Here is an 18,437-nt window from a genome sequence, read left to right on the forward strand (position 1 = left end):
TCAACCTCCAATAATCGGCAATGGCGCACGTTCGGACACCAGTTTCGCGTCGCGCATCGCCTGCCAGAAAGCGGCGGGAATGACGGCCGACATCGCCGCAACGTCTTCAGCAATCCGGTCCGGACGGCTGGACCCCGGGATCACCGCCGCCACGGCCGGGTTAGCCAACGAGAACTGCAACGCAGCTGCCTTGATATCGACACCATGTGCGGCAGCGATGCGTTTGATCTGCTCGACTTTGTTGATGATCGCCGGGCTGGCTTTCTGGTACTCGAAGTGTGCACCACCGGCCAAAATGCCCGAGCTGTAAGGACCGCCGACCACGATCTCGACGTTCTGCGCCAGCGCAGCATCCATCAAACGTTGCAAGGCACGATCATGGTCGAGCAGCGTGTAGCGACCGGCCAGCAGAAAACCGTCCGGCTGAGCTTCGGTCAGATCCAGGGTCAGTTCGCACGGTTCGACCTTGTTCACGCCCAGGCCCCAGCCCTTGATCACGCCTTCTTCGCGCAAGCGGGTGAGTACTTTGAAGGCGCCGGTGCGGGCCTGGTTGAAGTATTCCAGCCATTGATCGCCATAGAAGTCCTGGGCGATGTCATGCACCCAGACGATGTCCAGACGATCGGTTTGCAGGCGCTTGAGGCTGTCTTCGATGGAGCGCATCGTGGCGTCGGCGCTGTAGTCGTTGACGATCTTGTTCGGGCGACCGTGTTCGAACACACCGCTCTTCTCGCCCAAGTCACGGGCCGCGGCATCTTCGACTTCATCGAGAATCACTCGGCCGACTTTGCTGCTCAGCACATAGTCATCGCGGTTGTACTGGGCCAGCGCAGTGCCCAGACGAATTTCCGACAGGCCCGAACCGTAAAACGGCGCGGTGTCGAAGTAACGCACGCCGGCATCCCAGGCCGCGTGGACGGTGGCCATCGCCTCTTCTTCAGGAATGGCGCGGAACATGTTGCCCAATGGGGCGGTGCCGAAACCGAGGGTTCCAGGCAATTTGTCTTTCAAGCTCATGGGTTTTTCCTCTTGAGTGTCAGGGTCATCAGAGGTGACCGTTGAGCAGATCCTAGATTGCGATGATCGGACCGTCCAAGACATAATGCGCAGCACTTGAGTCCCTATAGGTCTGACATGATCGACATCCGCCAATTGCGCTACTTCGTCGCCGTCGCCGAAGAAGAACACGTCGGTCGCGCCGCCGAACGCCTGCACATTTCCCAGTCACCGCTTAGCCGGCAGATTGCACAGCTCGAAGAACGCTTGGGCCTGACCCTGTTCGAACGGAGCCAGCAGCGCATTCGCCTGACCCGCGATGGCCAGACTTTCCTGGCTGAAACCCGTGCCCTGCTGACCCACGCCAATCGCCTGGAATCCCTGGGCAAGCGCCTCGGTCGTGGCGAAGAAGGCGGCTTGTGCATCGGCTACATCGAAAACGCCATGCACGCCGGCGTCCTGCCCAATGCCTTGCGGGTGCTGCGGGTCGACCGGCCGAACGTGCACGTCGCGCTGTACAACCTGAATTCCGCCGAACAACTCGAAGGCCTGCGTCAGCGTAGTCTGGATATCGCGCTGGTCAGCGAACCGCCCGTCGCCGACGACCCGGACCTGCTGGGTTTCCAGGTGCTGGACGATCCGATGCTGCTGGCCCTGCCCGAACATCATCCTTTGGCGCACAACACAACCCTGACCCCGGCAGACCTGGCCGATCAGGAATGGATCGGCGTGCAACCCCGCCAGGACGCCGCCAGCCGCGACGACTTCGTCAGCGCCTGCATCCGCGCCGGTTTCACCCCGGACATTCGTATGGAAGCCACTGAACCGTTTACCGCGTTGGGATTGGTGGCATCGGGGCTCGGCATCGCAATGATTCAGAAAGGCCTGAGCCGCAACGCACCGCCCGGCGTGGTGCTGCGGGAAGTCCCGTGGATTTCCTTCACCACACCGCTGTGGGCCGCGTGGCACCGGATCAATTTGCGACCGCTGGTGGAAACGTTCAGGAAAGTGCTGACGGAACCGGGCCCGACCACATGATCGTGGGAACGATCGAACATCGTCGTTTATTTGCTCACTGGGGTTTGGTGCTTTACTGAAAAGATCCCGAAACCCAGCGAGAACCCCGCATGAACCGCAACGACCTGCGCCGTGTCGATATGAACCTGCTGGTGATTTTCGAAACCCTGATGTTCGAAAAGAACCTGACCCGGGCCGGGGAGAAGCTGTTTCTCGGCCAGCCCGCCGTCAGTGCCTCACTGGCCAAGTTGCGCGACCTATTCGACGACCCGTTGCTGGTGCGTAACGGTCGCGTGCTCGAGCCGACCCAACGGGCCCTGGCGATCCTCAAGGAGTTGCAACCGGCGATGGACACCATCTCCGGCGCTGTCAGCCGGGCCAAGGATTTCGACCCGTCCACCAGCCGCGACGTGTTTCGCATCGGCCTGTCCGACGACGCCGAGTTCGGCCTGTTTCCGCCGCTGCTCAAGCAAATACGCGAAGAGGCGCAGAACGTCGTGGTGGTGGTGCGTCGGGTGAATTTCCTGCTGATGTCGTCGATGCTCTCCACCGGGGAGATTTCCGTCGGGATCAGCTACACCACGGAACTGCCGGCCAACGCCAAGCGCAAGAAGTTGCGTGACCTAAGCGTCAAGATCCTGCGCGGCGACAATCGTCCCGGCACCCTGACCCTGGATGAATACTGCGAACGTCCGCACGCGCTGGTGTCGTTTTCCGGGGATTTGACCGGGGCCATCGACAACGACCTCGCGCGCATCGGCCGCTCGCGTCGGGTGGTGCTGGCGGTGCCGCAATTCGCCGGCCTGCGCGCCTTGCTGGCCGGCACCGACATGCTCGCCACGGTGCCGGACTACGCGGCGTGCGCGCTGATCGAAGGCAGCAGCCAACTGCGGGCCGACGACCCGCCGTTTGACATCGTGCTGTCCGAACTGTCCATGGTCTGGAACGGGGTCAACGATAACGATCCGGCAGAACGTTGGTTGCGCTCGCGAATTTCCCAACACATGTCGGCGCCGCTGCCGGGGCACTAATCGATTGGAAAGATGCGGGGTCGGTCTCACGCAGGTACACCGGCAAGTCAGTGACCGGCGGCATGACCGGGATCTCGAAATACATCTGGATCACCCAGCCGCGGTGATAACTGGCGTGATTGACCACATGCATCAGTATCGCGCCGGCGCTCATGATGCCGCTTTCCCCCGAGACAAAGCTGAACTCGACGGGTTTATCCAGCGAGGCATCGGTCTGCCGTTCGCTCCAGTCGCAGTACCAGTGATCGATGTCCTTTTGCGCCAGGCGCAACTCAGCGAGGTCGGGATGCAGCAGATCATGTGAAGTTTTAAAGCCGTGCCCTCGGCCTTCGAGGTGGGCCCGCCAGATGCAGTCCACCACGTAGATGTGGTTCAGGGTGCCGATCATGTTCTTGAACACCGACACGCGCTCTTTATTGACCTCACCCGGCGGCAGTGCGGCCAGGCTGTCAAAGAGGCGTTGATTGGCCCAGCGTTTGTAATCGGCAAGCATGCGGGCAGTGCGTACGTTAATCATCGGAGGTCTCCCATTGTGATGGGCGCACTGCCAAGCATAGCCCTCAGGGCGAGCGGCATTGCAAACGCTGATTACCGGTCACTTCACGACCTGTGTAGCAGCTGTCGAGCAACGCGAGGCTGCGTTCGGCGGCGAAGCCGTCGTAAAACCTGCGCACGCGGTTTACCTGATAGACCGCAGCGCCTGAATTCACGACTGCTTCGCAGCCGAACGCAGGCTTCGCCAGCTGCTACAAAGAATGCGGAGTCAGTTGGTCCACCACCCGATCGGCCAGAGCCAGGCAACTGGTCAACCCCGGTGATTCGATTCCGAACAGGTTCACCAGCCCCGGCACACCATGCTCGGCCGGACCATTGATGACAAAGTCGGCCGCCGGCTCGGTCGGCCCGGTGATTTTCGGGCGAATGCCGCTGTAGGCCGGTTGCAGGCTGTTATCGGGCAACGCCGGCCAGTAGCGCCGAATCGCCTCGTAGAAGCCATCGGCTCGGCGTGGATCCACACGATAATCGACCTGATCGACCCATTCGACGTCCGGCCCGAAGCGCGCCTGACCGCCCAGATCCAGCGTCATGTGCACGCCCAGCCCCGCGCTCTCCGGTGCCGGATACACCAAATGCCGGAACGGCGCCCGGCCGCTGAAACTGAAATAGCTGCCCTTGCACAATCGTGCCTCGGGAATGTGTTGCGACGGCAAGCCTTCAATCCGGCTCGCCACCTCAGGCGCAAACAATCCGGCGCAATTGATCAACTCGCAGCAGCTCAAGGTCATCGGTTGGGCGCCGCCCATCTGCAGTTCGAAACCTTGCTCGGTGCAACGGGCCGACGCCAGCGGCGTATGAAAAACCAGCGACGTGCCGCTGGCCTCGGCATCCGCCTGAAGCGCCAGCATCAGGGCATGGGAATCGACAATCCCGGTAGACGGCGACCAGAGCGCAGCGACGCAGGACACTGCCGGTTCAAGTTCCCGCGCCTGTTCGGCGTCCAGCCATTGCAGGTCATCGACGCCGTTGCTGTGGCCCTGCGCCAACAACTTCCGCAAGGCCGCGCACTGACCGTCATCGGTGGCGACGATCAGCTTGCCCAGGCGCCGATAATCGACGCCGCGCTCATCGCAAAAGGCGTAAAGGCGTTGTTTGCCCTCCACGCACAATTGCGCCTTGAGGCTACCGCTCGGGTAGTAAATGCCGGCGTGGATCACTTCCGAATTTCGCGAACTGATGCCCACGCCAATGCCCTCGCCCGCCTCGACCAGGATCACTTCCCGCCCGCTGCGGGCCAGGGCTCTGGCGACCGCCAGCCCGACCACTCCGGCCCCGACCACCACGCATTCGATATCGACGCTCACCTGCCCTCCGCTCCTTTCACGCCAGCCCTCGTTCCCGATAATCGATCAGGCTGGAGAATATCGCCAGCAGCATGGCCATGACCACGAAGAAGATCAGCACCAGGAAATACGACCCGGTGAACTGCACGATCAGCCCGATCAGGATCGGAACGATCACCCCGGCCATGTTCCCGCAGAAGTTCATGGTGCCGGCCAGCACGCCGGTTTTCGAAGTGCCGCCGAGAATCGACGGAATGCACCAGTACATGCCGCACCAGCGAATGAAAAACATCGCCACGCAGAGCAAGCCGATCGCTTTGCTGGCCTCACTCGCATACGCCACCGCCAGCATGCACAGGGCCGCCACCAGCGCCGAGCCGCTGAACATGCTGCGCATCACCAAATTCGGCGAGGCGCCGCTGGATTTCCATTTATCCCCCAGATAACCGCCGACCAGTTCGCCGACGAAACCGCACATGAAGATCAGGAACGTCGCCCCGCCCATGCTCGAAATGTTCAGGCCATGGGTCTGGTGCAGGTAGCTCGGCATCCAGGTCAGCAGTCCGTAGAACACGCTGAGAATGCAGCAATAACCGGCGAACATTGCCAATACCGAGCGATCCTTGAGCAGCTCTTTGAATGGGATGCTGGTGACCGCGCCGGGTTGGCTGACTTTGATATTGCCTTCGGTGATGTGCGCCAGTTCCGCAGCATTCACTCCAGGGTGTTCGCTGGGATGGTTGCGGATGTATTTCCAGGCCAGCACGCCGGCGAGCATGGTGCCGATGCCGGCGATCACGAAAGCGATACGCCAGGAGTCGAACCAGCCGATCAGGCCGGCAATGATGATCGCGCCGAAGGCACTGCCCAGCGGTGCGCCACCATCGACCAGCACTGCGCCGCGCCCCCGTTCGTTAGGGGTCAGCCATGCGCCATTGAGCTTGGCCCCGGCCGGCATGATCGGCGACTCGGCAATGCCCAGGCCCATGCGGGTGATCAACAACGTGATCCAGTTGTGCGCGCCCGCGGCCAGGGCTTGAAAGGCGCCCCAGGCGACGGTCGCGATGACGATCACACGGCGGGTCTGAAAACGATCCAGCAGCATGCCGCCGGGTATCTGCATCAACGCGTAGGACCAGAAAAACGCGCTGAGCATCAAGCCTTCCAGCGCTGGCGGAATCTGGAACTCACTGGAAATCAGCGGCAAGGCCACCGACAGCGAGGCGCGGTCAATGTAGTTGATCGCGGTCAGCAGCAACATGATGAGGAAGATCCGCCAGCGCACGCTGGTCGGGCGCTCGGTTGCAGACGCGGCGGTCAGCCGCAGGGTTTCGGCACTCGGATTGTTCATGAGGGGCGCTCTTATTGTTGTGGATGCAAGCCGCCCCACTCTAATCACGCACCCGACAGCTGAATAATGAGGGGATCTGATTGGGGGATCACCGATCGTCATCCCCCCAAAAGATCAGAACGTACCGGGGTAACTGCCGCCGTCCAGCAACAGGTTTTGCCCGGTGAGGAAACCGGCGTGGGCGCTGCAGATGAATGCGCAGTAGGCGCCGAACTCGTCGGGCTGGCCGAAACGCTGGGCCGGCACGTGCTTGCGCCGCTGCTCGCTGATGCTCTCGACCGTGGTGCTGTTGGCTTCGGCGGCGGCACTCAGGGTTTTGTGCAAGCGCTCAGTCTCGAATGGGCCTGGCAGCAGATTGTTGATCGTCACGTTGTGCCCGGCCAGCCGCGACTGGCGCGCGAGCCCGGCGATGAAACCGGTCAGCCCGCTGCGGGCGCCGTTGGACAGGCCCAGCACATCGATCGGCGCCTTCACCGCGCCAGACGTAATGTTGACGATGCGCCCGAAACCGCGCTCAGCCATGCCATCGACGCAGGCCTTGATCAGTTCGATGGGTGTGAGCATGTTGGCGTCCAGCGCCTTCAACCAGTCTTCGCGCTGCCAGTCACGGAAGTCACCCGGCGGCGGGCCGCCAGCGTTATTGACCAGGATGTCCACCTGCGGACACGCCGCCAACACCTGCTCGCGCACCGCAGGCGTGCTGATATCGCCAGCCACCGTGCGCACTTCAATGCCCGGTGCCAGTTTGCGCAACTCGTCGGCAGCGGCCTGCAAGGTTTCGTTGCCACGGGCGTTGATCACCAGGTTGACGCCCTCCTTCGCCAAGGCTCGCGCACAGGCCAGACCCAGCCCCTTGCTGGCGGCGCAGACGATGGCCCAGCGGCCCGAAATAGCCAAATCCATGATGGTGCTCCTGTTGGTTGTGAGTTGAGGAAGACTGTGTGCGTTTAGAGTGAAGTCGTGGTGTTTCTGGACTTTGCATCAGCCTTCGGAACCAGCCCTCACCCTAGCCCTCTCCCGGAGGTAGAGGGGACTGACCGAGTTGTTCTTTCGAATTACATCGACCTGAAATATCGAGTCGAACTCAGGCTATGAAAACAACAAAAATCGGCTCCCTTTCCCCTCTCCCCTGTGGGGAGAGGGCTGGGGTGAGGGGTGGATCTTGTAGCCGGCACACCCCTTCCGACAAGTGATGACAAACAGTGATCCCCAGATCAGACCTTTTCATTATCAGCCGCCTCCCACGCTTATTACTGTCTCCAGACCAATAAGAACCGGAGACACACATGAACCCGTTCCAGTTTTATTTCCCCACGACCCTGAAAAGCGGCAACGGCCTGGTGCGTCAGGCCGGTGCGCTGCTCAAGCCGCATGTTCGAAAAAAACTGCTGGTGGTCACCGATGAAGGCTTGATGGCCTCGGGCGTGATGGAAGGTTTTTTCGCATCGTTGGCCGACAGTGACATTCACTACGAAGTGTTCTCCGGCGTCGAACCCAACCCCACCACCGACGTGCTGGAACGCGCCGTGGCATTCCTGAAAAACCACGACTGCGATTCGGTGATCGGCGTCGGGGGCGGCAGCAGCATCGACACCGCCAAGGGTGTCGCGGCGATGGCCACCAACCCTGGCAACATCCTCGACTACGAGGGCTACGACAAGCTGCTGCACCCGCCTCTGCCGATCTTTGCTATCCCGACCACCTCCGGCACCGGCAGCGAATGCACGGCCTCCACGGTCTTCACCAACACCAAAACCCTGTTCAAGACCGTGATCATCAGCCCGGCGCTGTTTCCGAAACTGGCGATTCTCGACGCCGAACTGACGCTCAAACTGCCGCCGTCGATCACCGCTGCCACGGGCATGGACGCGTTGACCCACGCCATCGAATCCTACGTATCGAAGCAGGCCAACCCGGTCAGCCAGGCCCTGGCGCTGCAAGCGATCAAGATGATTTGCACCCACCTGCCAAAAGCATTTTTCAGCGGCTCCGACCTGCACGCACGGGAACAGATGCTGCTCGGTTCGTTCCTCGCCGGCGTCGCGTTCGCTCAATCGAAACTGGGCAACGTGCATGCCATCTCCCACACCTTCGGCGGCGTGTTCAACATTCCCCATGGCATCGCCAACGCGACGCTGCTGCCCTACGTCATCGAATACAACCTGGCGGCCTGCCCGGAATTGTTTCGTGAAATCGCCATGGCCATGGGTGAGAACGTTGACGGTCTGAGCGTTGCCCGCGCCGGGCACAAAGTGGTGGAGCACGTGGTGGCACTGAACAAGGCCATCGGCATTCCCGACAACATCAAGGACCTGGGCGTGGACCTGGACTACATGCCGCAAATGGTCAGCGACTCGATGCGCAGCGGCAACGTGCTGGTCAATCCGCGTCTGACCACCGCCGCCGACATCGAACGAATCATCAGCAACGCCTGGCACGGCATTCATTCCTAAAGAGACGACTCCCATGTTTTACGAAATGCGCACCTACACGATTCAAATCGGAAAAATGCAGACCTATCTCAAGCACTTCGAAGAAACCGGCCTGCCGGTGATCTCCCGCTACACCACGCTGGTGGGCTGGTGGTACACCGAAATCGGCGAGCTGAATCAGGTCATCCACATTTGGGCCTACGAGAGCCTTGATGACCGGATCAAGAAACGGGCGGCGCTGTATCAGGATCCGGATTGGCTTGAAGGCTTTGTACCGAAGGCGTTCCCGATGCTGGAAAAGATGGAATCGAAACTGCTGATCGCCGCGGATTTCTCCCCCATCAAATAATCCCCTGTGGGAGCGGGCTTGCTCGCGAAGGCGGTGTGTCAGCCACATCAATGGCGACTGATACACCACCTTCGCGAGCAAGCCCGCTCCCACATTGGACCGTGCTGGCCTGCCAAATCCGCTCAATTCCAGGACAACCTCATGTGCGACCACAATCCCAATAACACCGCCGCTGACCGTTCTCCCGACATCAAGGCCTTGCTCGAAGGCCTGCCGACCAACTGGGGCAAATGGGGTCCGGACGATGAAGTCGGCGCCCTGAATTACCTGCAAAGCGCGGAAGTCCTCCGGGGTATCGCCTCGGTCCGCCAAGGCAAAACCTTCACCCTGCAAGTGCAGATCGGCCACCCCAAAGGCGAACCGCTGTGGCCCGGCCGACGTCCATCGATGCGGGTCAACGTGCTGGACAAGGGCCATTTCCTGGCCGGCAAGACCCACTTCGACGGCCATGTGGAATACGCCGACGACGTGATCTTCATGCACCTGCAAGGCTCGACCCAATACGACGCGTTGGGCCACGTCTGGCACGACAACAAACTGTGGAATGGCTACGACGCCATGAGCACCATTGGCAGCATGGACAAGGCCAGCATCCTGCCGATTGCCGAACGCGGGATTGTCGGGCGCGCCGTGTTGATCGACATGGCCCGCCATCGCGGCAAAGCGGTGCTGGACAAGGGCGAGACCTTCAATCATCTGGACCTGTTGGCCGCAGCAAAAGCCCAAGGCATCGAGATCCAGAAGCGCGACATCCTGATCATCCGCACCGGCTGGATCGGCTCGTTCTATGAGCGCGAGCCAGAAGAGTTTTACAAGGACTTCGCCGAGCCGGGCCTGACCTTCAGCCGCGAGCTGGTGGAGTGGTTTCACCAGATGGAAATCCCCAATCTGGTGACCGACACCATGGCCAACGAAGTAGCGGTCGACCCCACCTCGGGCGTGCTGATCCCGCTGCACAATGCCTTGATGCGCAACCTCGGCGTGACCTTCACCGAAGTGGCGATGCTCGACGACCTGGCCAGTGATTGCGCCGAAGACGGCCAGTGGCAGTTCCTCTACACCGCCGCGCCGTTGAAGGTCGTTGGCGGCACGGGTGCACCGGTGAATCCGGTCGTGATCAAGTAATCAGGCCCTGCTGCAGTTCGTTGATCAGCAGGGTCGCCGCCGGGGAAAGATTGGCGCCGGCCCGGCTGATCACGCCGTAAGGCTCGATCAACGCACGCATCGACACCGGCAGCTTTACCAGCAAGTCGAATTGCTCGCAGAACCTGGCCACTTCCACCGGGATCACCGCCAACAAGGTCGGGTCTTGTTGCACCAACAAAATGGTGGCGAAAATCGACGAGGTTTCCAGCGGATAACGCGGAGTCCCCAGCCCTGCCTCATTCAGTTCACGTTCCAGGGTCTGACGCATCGGCATGTCTTTGGGATAGACCACCCAGCGGTAGTCGCTCAACTGCGACAGCTGCAAAGACTCGGCACTGGCCAGTGGATGGTCCTTGCTGGCGACGACCGCCAAGGGTTCTTCACTCAGCTCGATGCAGTCATAAGCGTCCGAACGCTGGCCGACGCTGGTGCGACAAATCGCCAGGTCCAGCCGTCCCTGATCCAGCAACCCAAGCAACGCGGCGCTGGTGTTTTCCACCAGTTCCACCGACAGCTCCGGCTGCTTGAGGCGCAACTCGGTCAGGGCTCGGGTCAGCAACGGCACCGCCCCCATGATCACTCCCACCGAGAGCCGCCCGCCCTGGCCCTGCATGATGCTGAGCATTTCTTCGCGCAAGTGCTCGACATCGCTGTAGATCAGCCGTGCGTAACGAATCATGCACCGGCCCATTTCGTTGGCCACCAGACCTTTGGGCTGGCGTTCGAACAGCGGCATGCCAAGCAATGACTCGACTTCATGCAGCGCTTTGGTGGCGCCGGACTGCGAAATTGAAATCTTCTCGGCGGCCTTGTGCAAGGAACCGCGATCATCCAGCGCGATCAGCAACCGCAGTTGTTTGAGGCGCAAGCGTGCAGCGATGCTGCAAAGGGAAGGAACCATGTCCGTGTGTTCTCGATTCAAGAGGTTAACCAATGACTGCGGCAACGCCCACTTTGTAGCAGCTGGCGAAGCCTGCGTTCGGTTCGGGCCGCGTTCGGACGGAGCAGTCGTAAAACCTGAGTACGCGGTTTTTCTGAAACACCGCAGGTGTTGTAGCCGCTTATGACGTAACACCGAGTGTCATTAAACGCGTGTTGCTAAACAGGTTTATGCGGTGTGCCGGCTGACGCCATCGCGAGCAAGCTCGCTCCCACAGGGGACCTGCCCCGGCCACAAATCCTGCGAACGGCACCAAACAAAATGTGGGAGCGGGCTTGCTCGCGAAAGCGGTGTGTCAGGCGACAGTATTTTTTGACTGTGCCACCGCCTTCGCGAGCAAGCCCGCTCCCACAGGGGTCTGCGCCAACCAAAAATCTTGCGGGGTTAGCCGTCGCGCCTTTATCTAGGGTTTGGCGATCGCGATACGCCAAACCTTGTTCCCGACATCATCGGCCACCAACAACGCTCCGCTCTGGTCAAGCGTGACGCCCACCGGACGCCCTTGCGCCTCACCATCGGCATTGAGGAAACCTGTCAAAAAATCAACCGGCATGCCGGAAGGCTTTCCGTCGTTGAACGGGATGAACACCACCTTATAGCCCGCCTGCGGATTACGGTTCCACGAGCCATGTTCACCGACAAAAACGCCATTGGCGAAGTTTTCCGGCATCGCGCGGGAATCAGAGAACGTCAGGCCTAACGGTGCAACGTGGGTGCCCAGCGCGTAGTCCGGCGCGATGGCCTTGGCCACCTTGTCCGGACGCGGCGGTTCGACACGGGTGTCGACATGGGCGCCGTAGTAGCTCCACGGCCAGCCGTAGAACCCACCGTCCTGCACCGACGTCAGGTAATCCGGCACAAGGTCGCTGCCGATTTCGTCGCGCTCGTTGACCACGGTCCACAACTGCGTCGAACCCGGCTTCCAGGCCAAGCCGTTGGGGTTACGCAGGCCGCTGGCGAACAAGCGCTTGTCGCCGCTTGTGACGTCAACTTCCCAAATCGCCGCGCGCCCTTCTTCCGCATCGAGGCCGTTCTCGCCGACGTTACTGTTGGAACCCACCGTGACGTACAGTTTGGTCCCTTCAGGGTTGGCGATGACATTCTTGGTCCAATGGTGATTGATGCCTGCGGGCAGATCGGTCACTTTCACCGGCGACGCATTCACCTCGGTCTGACCCGCGTTGTACGGCACCTTGACCAGTGCATCGGCATTGGCAATAAACAACTCATTACCCACCAATGCCATGCCAAACGGCGAAGCGAGGCCCGTCATGAATACCTTCCGGACTTCCGCGTGGCCATCACCGTCGGCATCGCGCAGCAAGGTAATGCGATTGGCGCTGGGTGCATCAGCGCCAATACGGCCCATCACAAAACCCATGACTATGCGTTTTGCCCAGGCAATCGGCCCGGTGCCACCGTCAGTAGCCCCTTCCGGTATCGGCGGGTGGTTGCTCTCGGCAACCAGTACATCGCCATTGGGCAACGTATACACCCAGCGCGGGTGATCGAGGTTTTCGGCCAGCGCGGTCACTTTGAAACCTGCGGGTGCCTTGGGCATGTCATTACCCGCCCAGCCGATCGCTTTGGACACTTTTAACGTGGGGATCAGCGAGGTAGTGGGTTCAGGCAATTGCGGGGACGGACCGACGCTGGCCTGAGACGGCAATTTGGAAGACTCACCACACGCGGTGAGCAGCGCGGCAGTCGTCATCAAGAGCGCAAGTCGGTTGGACACATTCATTGTTCTAACCTCGCAACGGCCATCCGTGGGCCAATTATTGGGCAGGCAAAATCCCGGCGAAGTATCGCGGCGTGGGTCCGTTTCAAACACCGCGTCTGTCGCAAATCAAATTTTCCTAAAACGCACGAATGCGCGCCTCCAAAGCCGGGCACTATCGCAAGCGCCTGTTTCAACCGGCCCGGGCTCAAACAGGGTTCAACAACGCCTCTCGTAGCAGCCTGGCTGCCGGCGAGTCCGGCACGCCTTTGCGCGACACCAGCTCATAAGGTTCGCTGCGCGAAGTAATGGGCAGCGGCAGCGTGGTGGTGAAACCGTAGCCGGAGCAGAACTTCGCCACGTCGGTCGATACCAACGCGACGAGGGTCGGGTTTTCCTGAAGTAACGACAAGGTGGCAAACGCCGACGTGGTTTCCAGCAGGTGCACCGGAAAACGCAGGTCAGCCTCGTGAAACTCGCGCTCCAGCAGCAAACGCATCGGCATGTTGGCGCGATAGACCACCCAGCGGTAATCCACCAGGTCCTTCAGCGACAGCTGCCGGGCATAGGCGAACGGATGCTGAGTGCTGGCGATCACCGCCAGGGTTTCTTCGACGAAGGTCGAGCTCTCATACAAGTAGGGCGTGGTGCTGATGGTCGTACGACAGATCGCAAGGTCGAGACGCCCGGCGTCAAGCTGACTGAGCAGTGCGGCGCTGGTGTCTTCGACGATCTCGATGGACAGCTTCGGGTGGTCGGCAATCACCCGGCTGATCGCGGTGGTCAGCAGCGGGACGGCGCCCATGATGGTGCCGACGGACACACGTCCGCCCTCCCCGCTCATGATGCCGATGATCTCTTCGCGCAGATGGGCGAGGTCGGTCTGGATCAAGCGTGCGTAACGAATAACCGAGCGTCCGGCATCGTTCGGTTCAAGCCCGCGGTTAGTGCGGGTGAACAGCGAGGTGCCGAAGGTGGTTTCAATTTCTTGCAGGGCTTTACTGGCGCCCGGCTGGGTCAGCGCGACCTGTTTGGCCGCGCCCAGCAAGGAGCCGTGTTCATCAAGGGCTATCAACAAGCGAAGCTGCTTGATGTGCAGGCGGGACATGATCGAATTGAGTGAGGGCGTCATCAGGGTTAACTAAAAGTTATAGAGGTATCGAAAGTTGTCAGTATCGAGGCTCGCCACGACGGCCCTATAGTCCACCCCACAACCAGGCAATGCAATGGGTTTGACCAGAGAGCGAAAGCCTTCCTGCCGCAGACCGATTGCAACAATAACAATCCTGTATAACTTGTGGTGAATCATGTCCCTCATCAATTACGTCACCAAGATCCAGTTCGGCTACGACAGCCTGCAGCATCTCGCAGCCGAAGCCGAGCGCGCGGGCATCACCCGGCCGCTGATTGTCACCGACATCGGCGTGCGCAATGCCGGCATCGTCGACAAGGTCATCGCGGCCCTCGGCGCCAGCCTTCCCCCTTCGATTTTCGACGCAACCCCGCCCAACCCTAACGAACACGCCGTACGTGAAGCCGTCGCGCAATACCACCTCGACGAGTGCAACGGCATCATCGCGGTCGGCGGTGGTTCTTCCATCGATCTGGCCAAAGGCGTCGCTGTCTGCGCCACGCACGACGGTCCCCTGCACAGCTTTGCGGTGATCGAAGGCGGACTGGATCGCATCACTTCTGCCACCGCGCCGCTGATCGCCATTCCCACCACGGCGGGCACTGGCAGCGAAGTCGGCCGAGGCGCCATCCTGATTCTCGACGATGGTCGCAAGGTGGGCGTAATCTCACCTTATGTGGTGCCTCGCGTGGCCATCTGCGACCCGGAACTGACCCTGGGCCTGCCACCGATGCTGACCGCCGCCACCGGCATGGACGCGATCGCTCATTGCATCGAGACGTTCATGGCGCCGGCCTTCAATCCGGCGGCGGATGGCATCGCCCTCGACGGCCTGTGGCGTGCCTGGGAACACATCGAGCGCGCCACCGCCGAACCCGGTGATCGCGAAGCCCGGATGAACATGATGAGCGCGTCGATGCAGGGCGCACTCGCCTTTCAGAAGGGATTGGGCTGCGTGCACAGCCTGTCCCACGCCTTGGGCGGCATCAATCCGAAGCTGCACCACGGCACCTTGAACGCCATCTTTCTGCCAGCGGTCGTGGACTTCAACGCCAACGCCCCGACCGTTCGCGACGAACGCAAGCTTGAACGCCTGCGGCACGCCATGGGCCTTGAGGCAGGCGCCAATATCGGCACGGCCATCGAAGACATGACCCGACGCCTGGGCCTGCCGACCCGCCTGAGCGAAATCGGCGTCGACGAAAGCCTGTTTGCCGGCATCGTCGAAGGCGCATTGCACGATCACAGCCACAAGACCAACCCCCGCGAAGCATCGTCCGCGGACTACCTGTCGATGCTTGAGCAGTCGTTGTAACCGTCGCTATCCAACAATAAAAAATGAGGAGGCAGCCGCGTCGTCGGTTGAACCGACGCCAGCGCAACAATCATGAAGCCCACCGTCCTTATCGACCGGCAAGACAGCCTTGCCACCGTCACCCTCAGCCACCCGGGGAAAATGAACGCCCTGACCTTGTCCATGTGGCAGGACCTGGGTGATGTCATGACCGAGTTGTCTGCCGACGCCAGCGTGCGCTGCGTCGTGTTGCGCGGTGCCGGCGAACAAGCCTTCGCCGCCGGCGCCGATGTCAGCGAGTTTCCGACCGTGCGCGCCAACCTGGCACAAGCCCGTGAGTATGCCGAAGTCACCTCGAGGGCCATGCGCGCTGTCACCGACTGCCCACACCCGGTGATCGCGATGATCCATGGCGTGTGTGTCGGCGGCGGCCTGGAAATCGCTGCGCTGTGCGACCTGCGTATCTGTGGCACCTCCAGTCGTTTCGGTGCGCCGGTCGGCAAGCTGGGGCTGGTCATGTCCTATGACGAAATGGCCGGTCTGGTGGCGCTGGCAGGACGCTCGACGACCCTGGAGATTCTTCTCGAAGGCCGCATTCTCGACGCCAATGACGCCTACGTAAAAAACCTCGTGACCCGCGTCGTGCCCGATGCCGAGGTCGAGTCCGAAACCCTCGCCACCGCCAAGCGCATCGCCAACGGAGCGCCCCTCGTCGCCCGCTGGCATCGTCAGGCCGCACGCCAGCTTGAGGCCGGCATTGCACCCACCGTCGAGCAGATTGACACGAGTTACTTCTGCTACGACACCGAAGATTTTCAGATCGGTCTGAACGCTTTCATCGAGAAAGCCAAACCACAATTCAAGGGGAAATAACATGGGACCGCTGACAGGAATGCGCGTGGTAGAACTGGCTCACATCATGTCCGGCCCGGTGTGCGGAATGATGCTGGCCGACATGGGTGCCGACGTGGTGAAGGTCGAGAAAGTCCCGGGCGGTGATGATTCGCGCCGCTTCTCGCCGATCATGGCCAGCGGTGAATCGGCTTCGTTCATGGTGGTGAACCGCAACAAGCGCGGTATTGGCCTGAACCTGAAAACCGAGGGCGGGCGCGACGTGTTGCGCCGCCTGTTGATGGACGCCGATGTGGTGACGGAAAACTTCCGTGCCGGCACCATGGAGAAATTCGGCCTGGGCTATGAAACGCTGAAAACCCTCAATCCAGGGCTGATCTACTGCGCGATCTCCGGCTACGGCCGCAGTGGCCCGTTTGGCGAAAAAGGCGGCTTCGACCTGATCGCCCAAGGCATGAGCGGCATGATGAGCATGACCGGTGAAGCCGGGCGTGAGCCGGTCAAGGCCGGTTCGCCAGTGGCCGACATCAACTCCGGCATTCTCGCCGCCCTCGGCATCTGCGCAGCGTACGCCGCCAAACAGAAAACCGGCCTGGGGCAGATGGTCGACACCTCGTTGTTCGAAGCCGGTCTGCAACAGATGTACTGGCCGGCGGCGGCGTATTTCGCCGATGGCACCATCCTGCCGAAGATGGGTTCGGCCAACTCCACCAGCGCGCCGTATCAGGTGTTCCGCACCGCAGACGGCTGGATCAACATTGGTGCCGCCAACCAGGCCAACTACGAACGGCTGGTCGAGGCGCTCGCCGTGCCACAACTCGAAGCCGACCCACGATTCGCCAGCAACGCGCTGCGCATGGAGCACCGTCTGGCTCTGGTGGAAATCCTCAACGAAGTCCTGGTCGCGCGCACCACCGATGAATGGATGGTGCTGTTTGACAGTCTCGGCCTGCCTGCCGGGCCGGTCCTCGATATCGCGGCGGCGCTGGCTCATCCGCAAACCGAAGCACGCGGCATGGTCGTCGAGACCCAACACCCGACCGAAGGCCGGGTACGTGGCATGGGCCTGCCGATTCACTTCTCCGACATGGACAACGCCGCGCCACCGACCAGTCGGCATGCCCCGCTGCTCGGTGAACACACCCGCGAAGTGCTGAAAGAAAGCGGCTACGCGGAAGATGAAATCGACGAACTGATTCGAACCCAGGCGGTGGTGGCACTCGTGTCCTGACCTGTTTCCAAAGCCTGAATCCATTATTAAAACAAAAACAAGAAGGTGAACATCATGAGCCGTATCTTGACCGAGGCCGTCAGCCGCCGATCATTTCTAGTGTCTGCCGGCGTCACCGTCGGCGGCGCATTCGCCGCCAACCTGCTGCCCTCCAGCGTCTTCGCCGCAACCAAACCCATTGTGTTGCGCTACACCAGCAGCCTGCCCGACACCCATCCGTTGAACATCCAAATGAAGGCGGCTTCGCTGGCCATCAAGGCCGAAACCAACGGCGCCGTGGACCTGCAGGTGTACGCCAACGGCGCCATGGGCGGCGACACCGACATGCTGTCCCAGGTGCGCGCCGGGGCAATCGACTTCATTCCCTTGCCAGGCGCGATTCTCTCCACGCTGGTGCCGGCCATGTCGATCGAAAGCATGCCGTTCGCATTCAAGGACTACGACAGTGTCTGGGCCGCACTGGACGGCAAGCTGGGCGAGTACGTACGCGCCAAGACCGAGAAGGTCGGCCTGATCCCGATGGAGAAAGTCTGGAACAACGGCTTTCGCCAGATCACCAGTTCGACGCGACCGATCTACACGCCGCAAGACCTGGCCGGTTTCAAATTGCGCGTATTGGTGAGCCCACTGTGGACGTCGATGTTCAGCGCCCTCGGTGCCTCCCCGACCGGCATCAGCATCAACGAAACCTACTCGGCGCTGCAGACCAAAGTGGTCGACGGCCAGGAAAACCCGCTGGTGGTCGTCGAAGCCGCACGCTTCTATGAAGTACAGAAATACTGCTCCATGACCGACCACATCTGGGGCGGTTTCTGGATCGTCGCCTCGGGCAAGACCTTCCCCAAACTGCCGGCGGACGTGCAGGAAATCGTTTCCCGGCAGATCAACGCTGCCGCGCTAATTCAGCGTCAACAGGTGATCGATCTCAACTCCAGCCTGGAGCCGTCCCTGACCGCCCATGGCATCACCTTCAACAAAGTCGACCGTTCATTGTTCAGGACTGAATTGCAGTCCAAAGGCTTCTACACCCAATGGAAAGAAAAGTACGGCGATGAAGCCTGGAGCTTGCTGGAGCAGTACGCGGGTCAACTGTCCTAAGCCGGAG

Annotated in this window: 17 protein-coding genes; 9 read left to right on the forward strand and 8 right to left on the reverse strand. The window is 61.0% G+C overall.

Annotation, left to right across the window (positions count from 1 at the left end; translation table 11 throughout):
• Nucleotides 1-1,017, reverse strand: a complete 1,017-nt coding sequence (locus tag ACSQ87_RS20280; protein ID WP_436274218.1) for an aldo/keto reductase — start codon at nt 1,015-1,017, stop codon at nt 1-3.
• Nucleotides 1,018-1,134: 117 nt separating this feature from the next.
• On the opposite strand from ACSQ87_RS20280, the gene ACSQ87_RS20285 reads away from it, so the two are divergent.
• On the forward strand, nt 1,135-2,034 hold the full coding sequence (locus ACSQ87_RS20285; RefSeq protein ID WP_436274219.1) for a LysR substrate-binding domain-containing protein: 900 nt from the start codon (nt 1,135-1,137) through the stop codon (nt 2,032-2,034).
• An 89-nt stretch (nt 2,035-2,123) separates the two neighbouring features.
• Nucleotides 2,124-3,044 carry a LysR substrate-binding domain-containing protein gene (locus ACSQ87_RS20290; RefSeq protein ID WP_223433578.1) on the forward strand — a complete coding sequence of 307 codons (921 nt, stop codon included), beginning with the start codon at nt 2,124-2,126 and terminating at the stop codon, nt 3,042-3,044.
• Here ACSQ87_RS20290 and ACSQ87_RS20295 read toward each other — a convergent pair.
• From ACSQ87_RS20295 to ACSQ87_RS20310, 4 genes are all read right to left on the reverse strand, one after another.
• Complete coding sequence (locus ACSQ87_RS20295) at nt 2,965-3,561, reverse strand: DinB family protein (protein ID WP_095131710.1); 597 nt, start codon at nt 3,559-3,561, stop codon at nt 2,965-2,967. The two genes, ACSQ87_RS20290 and ACSQ87_RS20295, sit on opposite strands and share 80 nt — an antisense overlap.
• A 229-nt stretch (nt 3,562-3,790) precedes the next feature.
• Nucleotides 3,791-4,906: an NAD(P)/FAD-dependent oxidoreductase gene (locus ACSQ87_RS20300; RefSeq protein WP_436274220.1), complete on the reverse strand. Its 1,116-nt coding sequence runs from the start codon at nt 4,904-4,906 to the stop codon at nt 3,791-3,793.
• A gap of 16 nt (nt 4,907-4,922) precedes the next feature.
• Nucleotides 4,923-6,236 carry an MFS transporter gene (locus ACSQ87_RS20305; RefSeq protein ID WP_436274221.1) on the reverse strand — a complete coding sequence of 438 codons (1,314 nt, stop codon included), beginning with the start codon at nt 6,234-6,236 and terminating at the stop codon, nt 4,923-4,925.
• A gap of 114 nt (nt 6,237-6,350) precedes the next feature.
• On the reverse strand, nt 6,351-7,139 hold the full coding sequence (locus ACSQ87_RS20310; RefSeq protein WP_436274222.1) for an SDR family oxidoreductase: 789 nt from the start codon (nt 7,137-7,139) through the stop codon (nt 6,351-6,353).
• Between the two features lie 383 nt (nt 7,140-7,522).
• Between ACSQ87_RS20310 and ACSQ87_RS20315 the strand changes: the two genes are divergently transcribed.
• From ACSQ87_RS20315 to ACSQ87_RS20325, 3 genes are all read left to right on the forward strand, one after another.
• On the forward strand, nt 7,523-8,689 hold the full coding sequence (locus tag ACSQ87_RS20315; RefSeq protein ID WP_223433574.1) for an iron-containing alcohol dehydrogenase: 1,167 nt from the start codon (nt 7,523-7,525) through the stop codon (nt 8,687-8,689).
• Between the two features lie 13 nt (nt 8,690-8,702).
• The gene (locus tag ACSQ87_RS20320) at nt 8,703-9,017 is read left to right on the forward strand and encodes an NIPSNAP family protein (protein ID WP_046055817.1); all 315 of its coding nucleotides are present in this window, start codon (nt 8,703-8,705) and stop codon (nt 9,015-9,017) included.
• Between the two features lie 141 nt (nt 9,018-9,158).
• Nucleotides 9,159-10,142: a cyclase family protein gene (locus tag ACSQ87_RS20325; protein WP_436274223.1), complete on the forward strand. Its 984-nt coding sequence runs from the start codon at nt 9,159-9,161 to the stop codon at nt 10,140-10,142.
• Here ACSQ87_RS20325 and ACSQ87_RS20330 read toward each other — a convergent pair.
• The 3 genes from ACSQ87_RS20330 to ACSQ87_RS20340 form a co-directional block, all read right to left on the reverse strand.
• Complete coding sequence (locus ACSQ87_RS20330; protein WP_436274224.1) at nt 10,135-11,064, reverse strand: LysR family transcriptional regulator; 930 nt, start codon at nt 11,062-11,064, stop codon at nt 10,135-10,137. The two genes, ACSQ87_RS20325 and ACSQ87_RS20330, sit on opposite strands and share 8 nt — an antisense overlap.
• Nucleotides 11,065-11,506: 442 nt before the next feature.
• Nucleotides 11,507-12,847 (reverse strand): PQQ-dependent sugar dehydrogenase, encoded by a 1,341-nt coding sequence (locus ACSQ87_RS20335; RefSeq protein WP_436274225.1) that lies wholly within the window; start codon nt 12,845-12,847, stop codon nt 11,507-11,509.
• 184 nt (nt 12,848-13,031) lie between these two features.
• Nucleotides 13,032-13,955 (reverse strand): LysR family transcriptional regulator, encoded by a 924-nt coding sequence (locus ACSQ87_RS20340; RefSeq protein WP_056741875.1) that lies wholly within the window; start codon nt 13,953-13,955, stop codon nt 13,032-13,034.
• 175 nt (nt 13,956-14,130) lie between these two features.
• Here ACSQ87_RS20340 and ACSQ87_RS20345 point away from each other — a divergent pair, with 175 nt between their 5' ends.
• The 4 genes from ACSQ87_RS20345 (at nt 14,131) to ACSQ87_RS20360 (ending at nt 18,430) form a co-directional block, all read left to right on the forward strand.
• Nucleotides 14,131-15,270, forward strand: coding sequence for an iron-containing alcohol dehydrogenase (locus ACSQ87_RS20345; RefSeq protein WP_223433457.1), 1,140 nt, complete (start codon nt 14,131-14,133; stop codon nt 15,268-15,270).
• 72 nt (nt 15,271-15,342) lie between these two features.
• Entirely contained in the window at nt 15,343-16,122 is a 780-nt protein-coding gene (locus tag ACSQ87_RS20350; protein WP_436274226.1) for an enoyl-CoA hydratase-related protein, read from the forward strand.
• A gap of 1 nt (nt 16,123) precedes the next feature.
• Nucleotides 16,124-17,332, forward strand: a complete 1,209-nt coding sequence (locus ACSQ87_RS20355; RefSeq protein WP_223433459.1) for a CaiB/BaiF CoA transferase family protein — start codon at nt 16,124-16,126, stop codon at nt 17,330-17,332.
• 54 nt (nt 17,333-17,386) lie between these two features.
• Complete coding sequence (locus ACSQ87_RS20360) at nt 17,387-18,430, forward strand: TRAP transporter substrate-binding protein (RefSeq protein WP_436274227.1); 1,044 nt, start codon at nt 17,387-17,389, stop codon at nt 18,428-18,430.
• Nucleotides 18,431-18,437: the final 7 nt, after the last annotated feature.

The sequence above is a fragment of the Pseudomonas sp. LjRoot277 genome, from assembly GCF_964253845.1.
In the GTDB taxonomy this organism is placed as follows: Bacteria; Pseudomonadota; Gammaproteobacteria; order Pseudomonadales; family Pseudomonadaceae; genus Aquipseudomonas.

Coding starts and splice junctions, on each gene's coding strand:
- ACSQ87_RS20280 (WP_436274218.1), bottom strand. CDS start 1,017: ATGAGCTTGAAAGACAAATTGCCTGGAACCCTCGGTTTCGGCACCGCC.
- ACSQ87_RS20285 (WP_436274219.1), top strand. CDS start 1,135: ATGATCGACATCCGCCAATTGCGCTACTTCGTCGCCGTCGCCGAAGAA.
- ACSQ87_RS20330 (WP_436274224.1), bottom strand. CDS start 11,064: ATGGTTCCTTCCCTTTGCAGCATCGCTGCACGCTTGCGCCTCAAACAA.
- ACSQ87_RS20350 (WP_436274226.1), top strand. CDS start 15,343: ATGAAGCCCACCGTCCTTATCGACCGGCAAGACAGCCTTGCCACCGTC.
- ACSQ87_RS20345 (WP_223433457.1), top strand. CDS start 14,131: ATGTCCCTCATCAATTACGTCACCAAGATCCAGTTCGGCTACGACAGC.
- ACSQ87_RS20320 (WP_046055817.1), top strand. CDS start 8,703: ATGTTTTACGAAATGCGCACCTACACGATTCAAATCGGAAAAATGCAG.
- ACSQ87_RS20335 (WP_436274225.1), bottom strand. CDS start 12,847: ATGAATGTGTCCAACCGACTTGCGCTCTTGATGACGACTGCCGCGCTG.
- ACSQ87_RS20340 (WP_056741875.1), bottom strand. CDS start 13,955: ATGACGCCCTCACTCAATTCGATCATGTCCCGCCTGCACATCAAGCAG.
- ACSQ87_RS20290 (WP_223433578.1), top strand. CDS start 2,124: ATGAACCGCAACGACCTGCGCCGTGTCGATATGAACCTGCTGGTGATT.
- ACSQ87_RS20325 (WP_436274223.1), top strand. CDS start 9,159: ATGTGCGACCACAATCCCAATAACACCGCCGCTGACCGTTCTCCCGAC.
- ACSQ87_RS20310 (WP_436274222.1), bottom strand. CDS start 7,139: ATGGATTTGGCTATTTCGGGCCGCTGGGCCATCGTCTGCGCCGCCAGC.
- ACSQ87_RS20315 (WP_223433574.1), top strand. CDS start 7,523: ATGAACCCGTTCCAGTTTTATTTCCCCACGACCCTGAAAAGCGGCAAC.
- ACSQ87_RS20295 (WP_095131710.1), bottom strand. CDS start 3,561: ATGATTAACGTACGCACTGCCCGCATGCTTGCCGATTACAAACGCTGG.
- ACSQ87_RS20305 (WP_436274221.1), bottom strand. CDS start 6,236: ATGAACAATCCGAGTGCCGAAACCCTGCGGCTGACCGCCGCGTCTGCA.
- ACSQ87_RS20360 (WP_436274227.1), top strand. CDS start 17,387: ATGAGCCGTATCTTGACCGAGGCCGTCAGCCGCCGATCATTTCTAGTG.
- ACSQ87_RS20355 (WP_223433459.1), top strand. CDS start 16,124: ATGGGACCGCTGACAGGAATGCGCGTGGTAGAACTGGCTCACATCATG.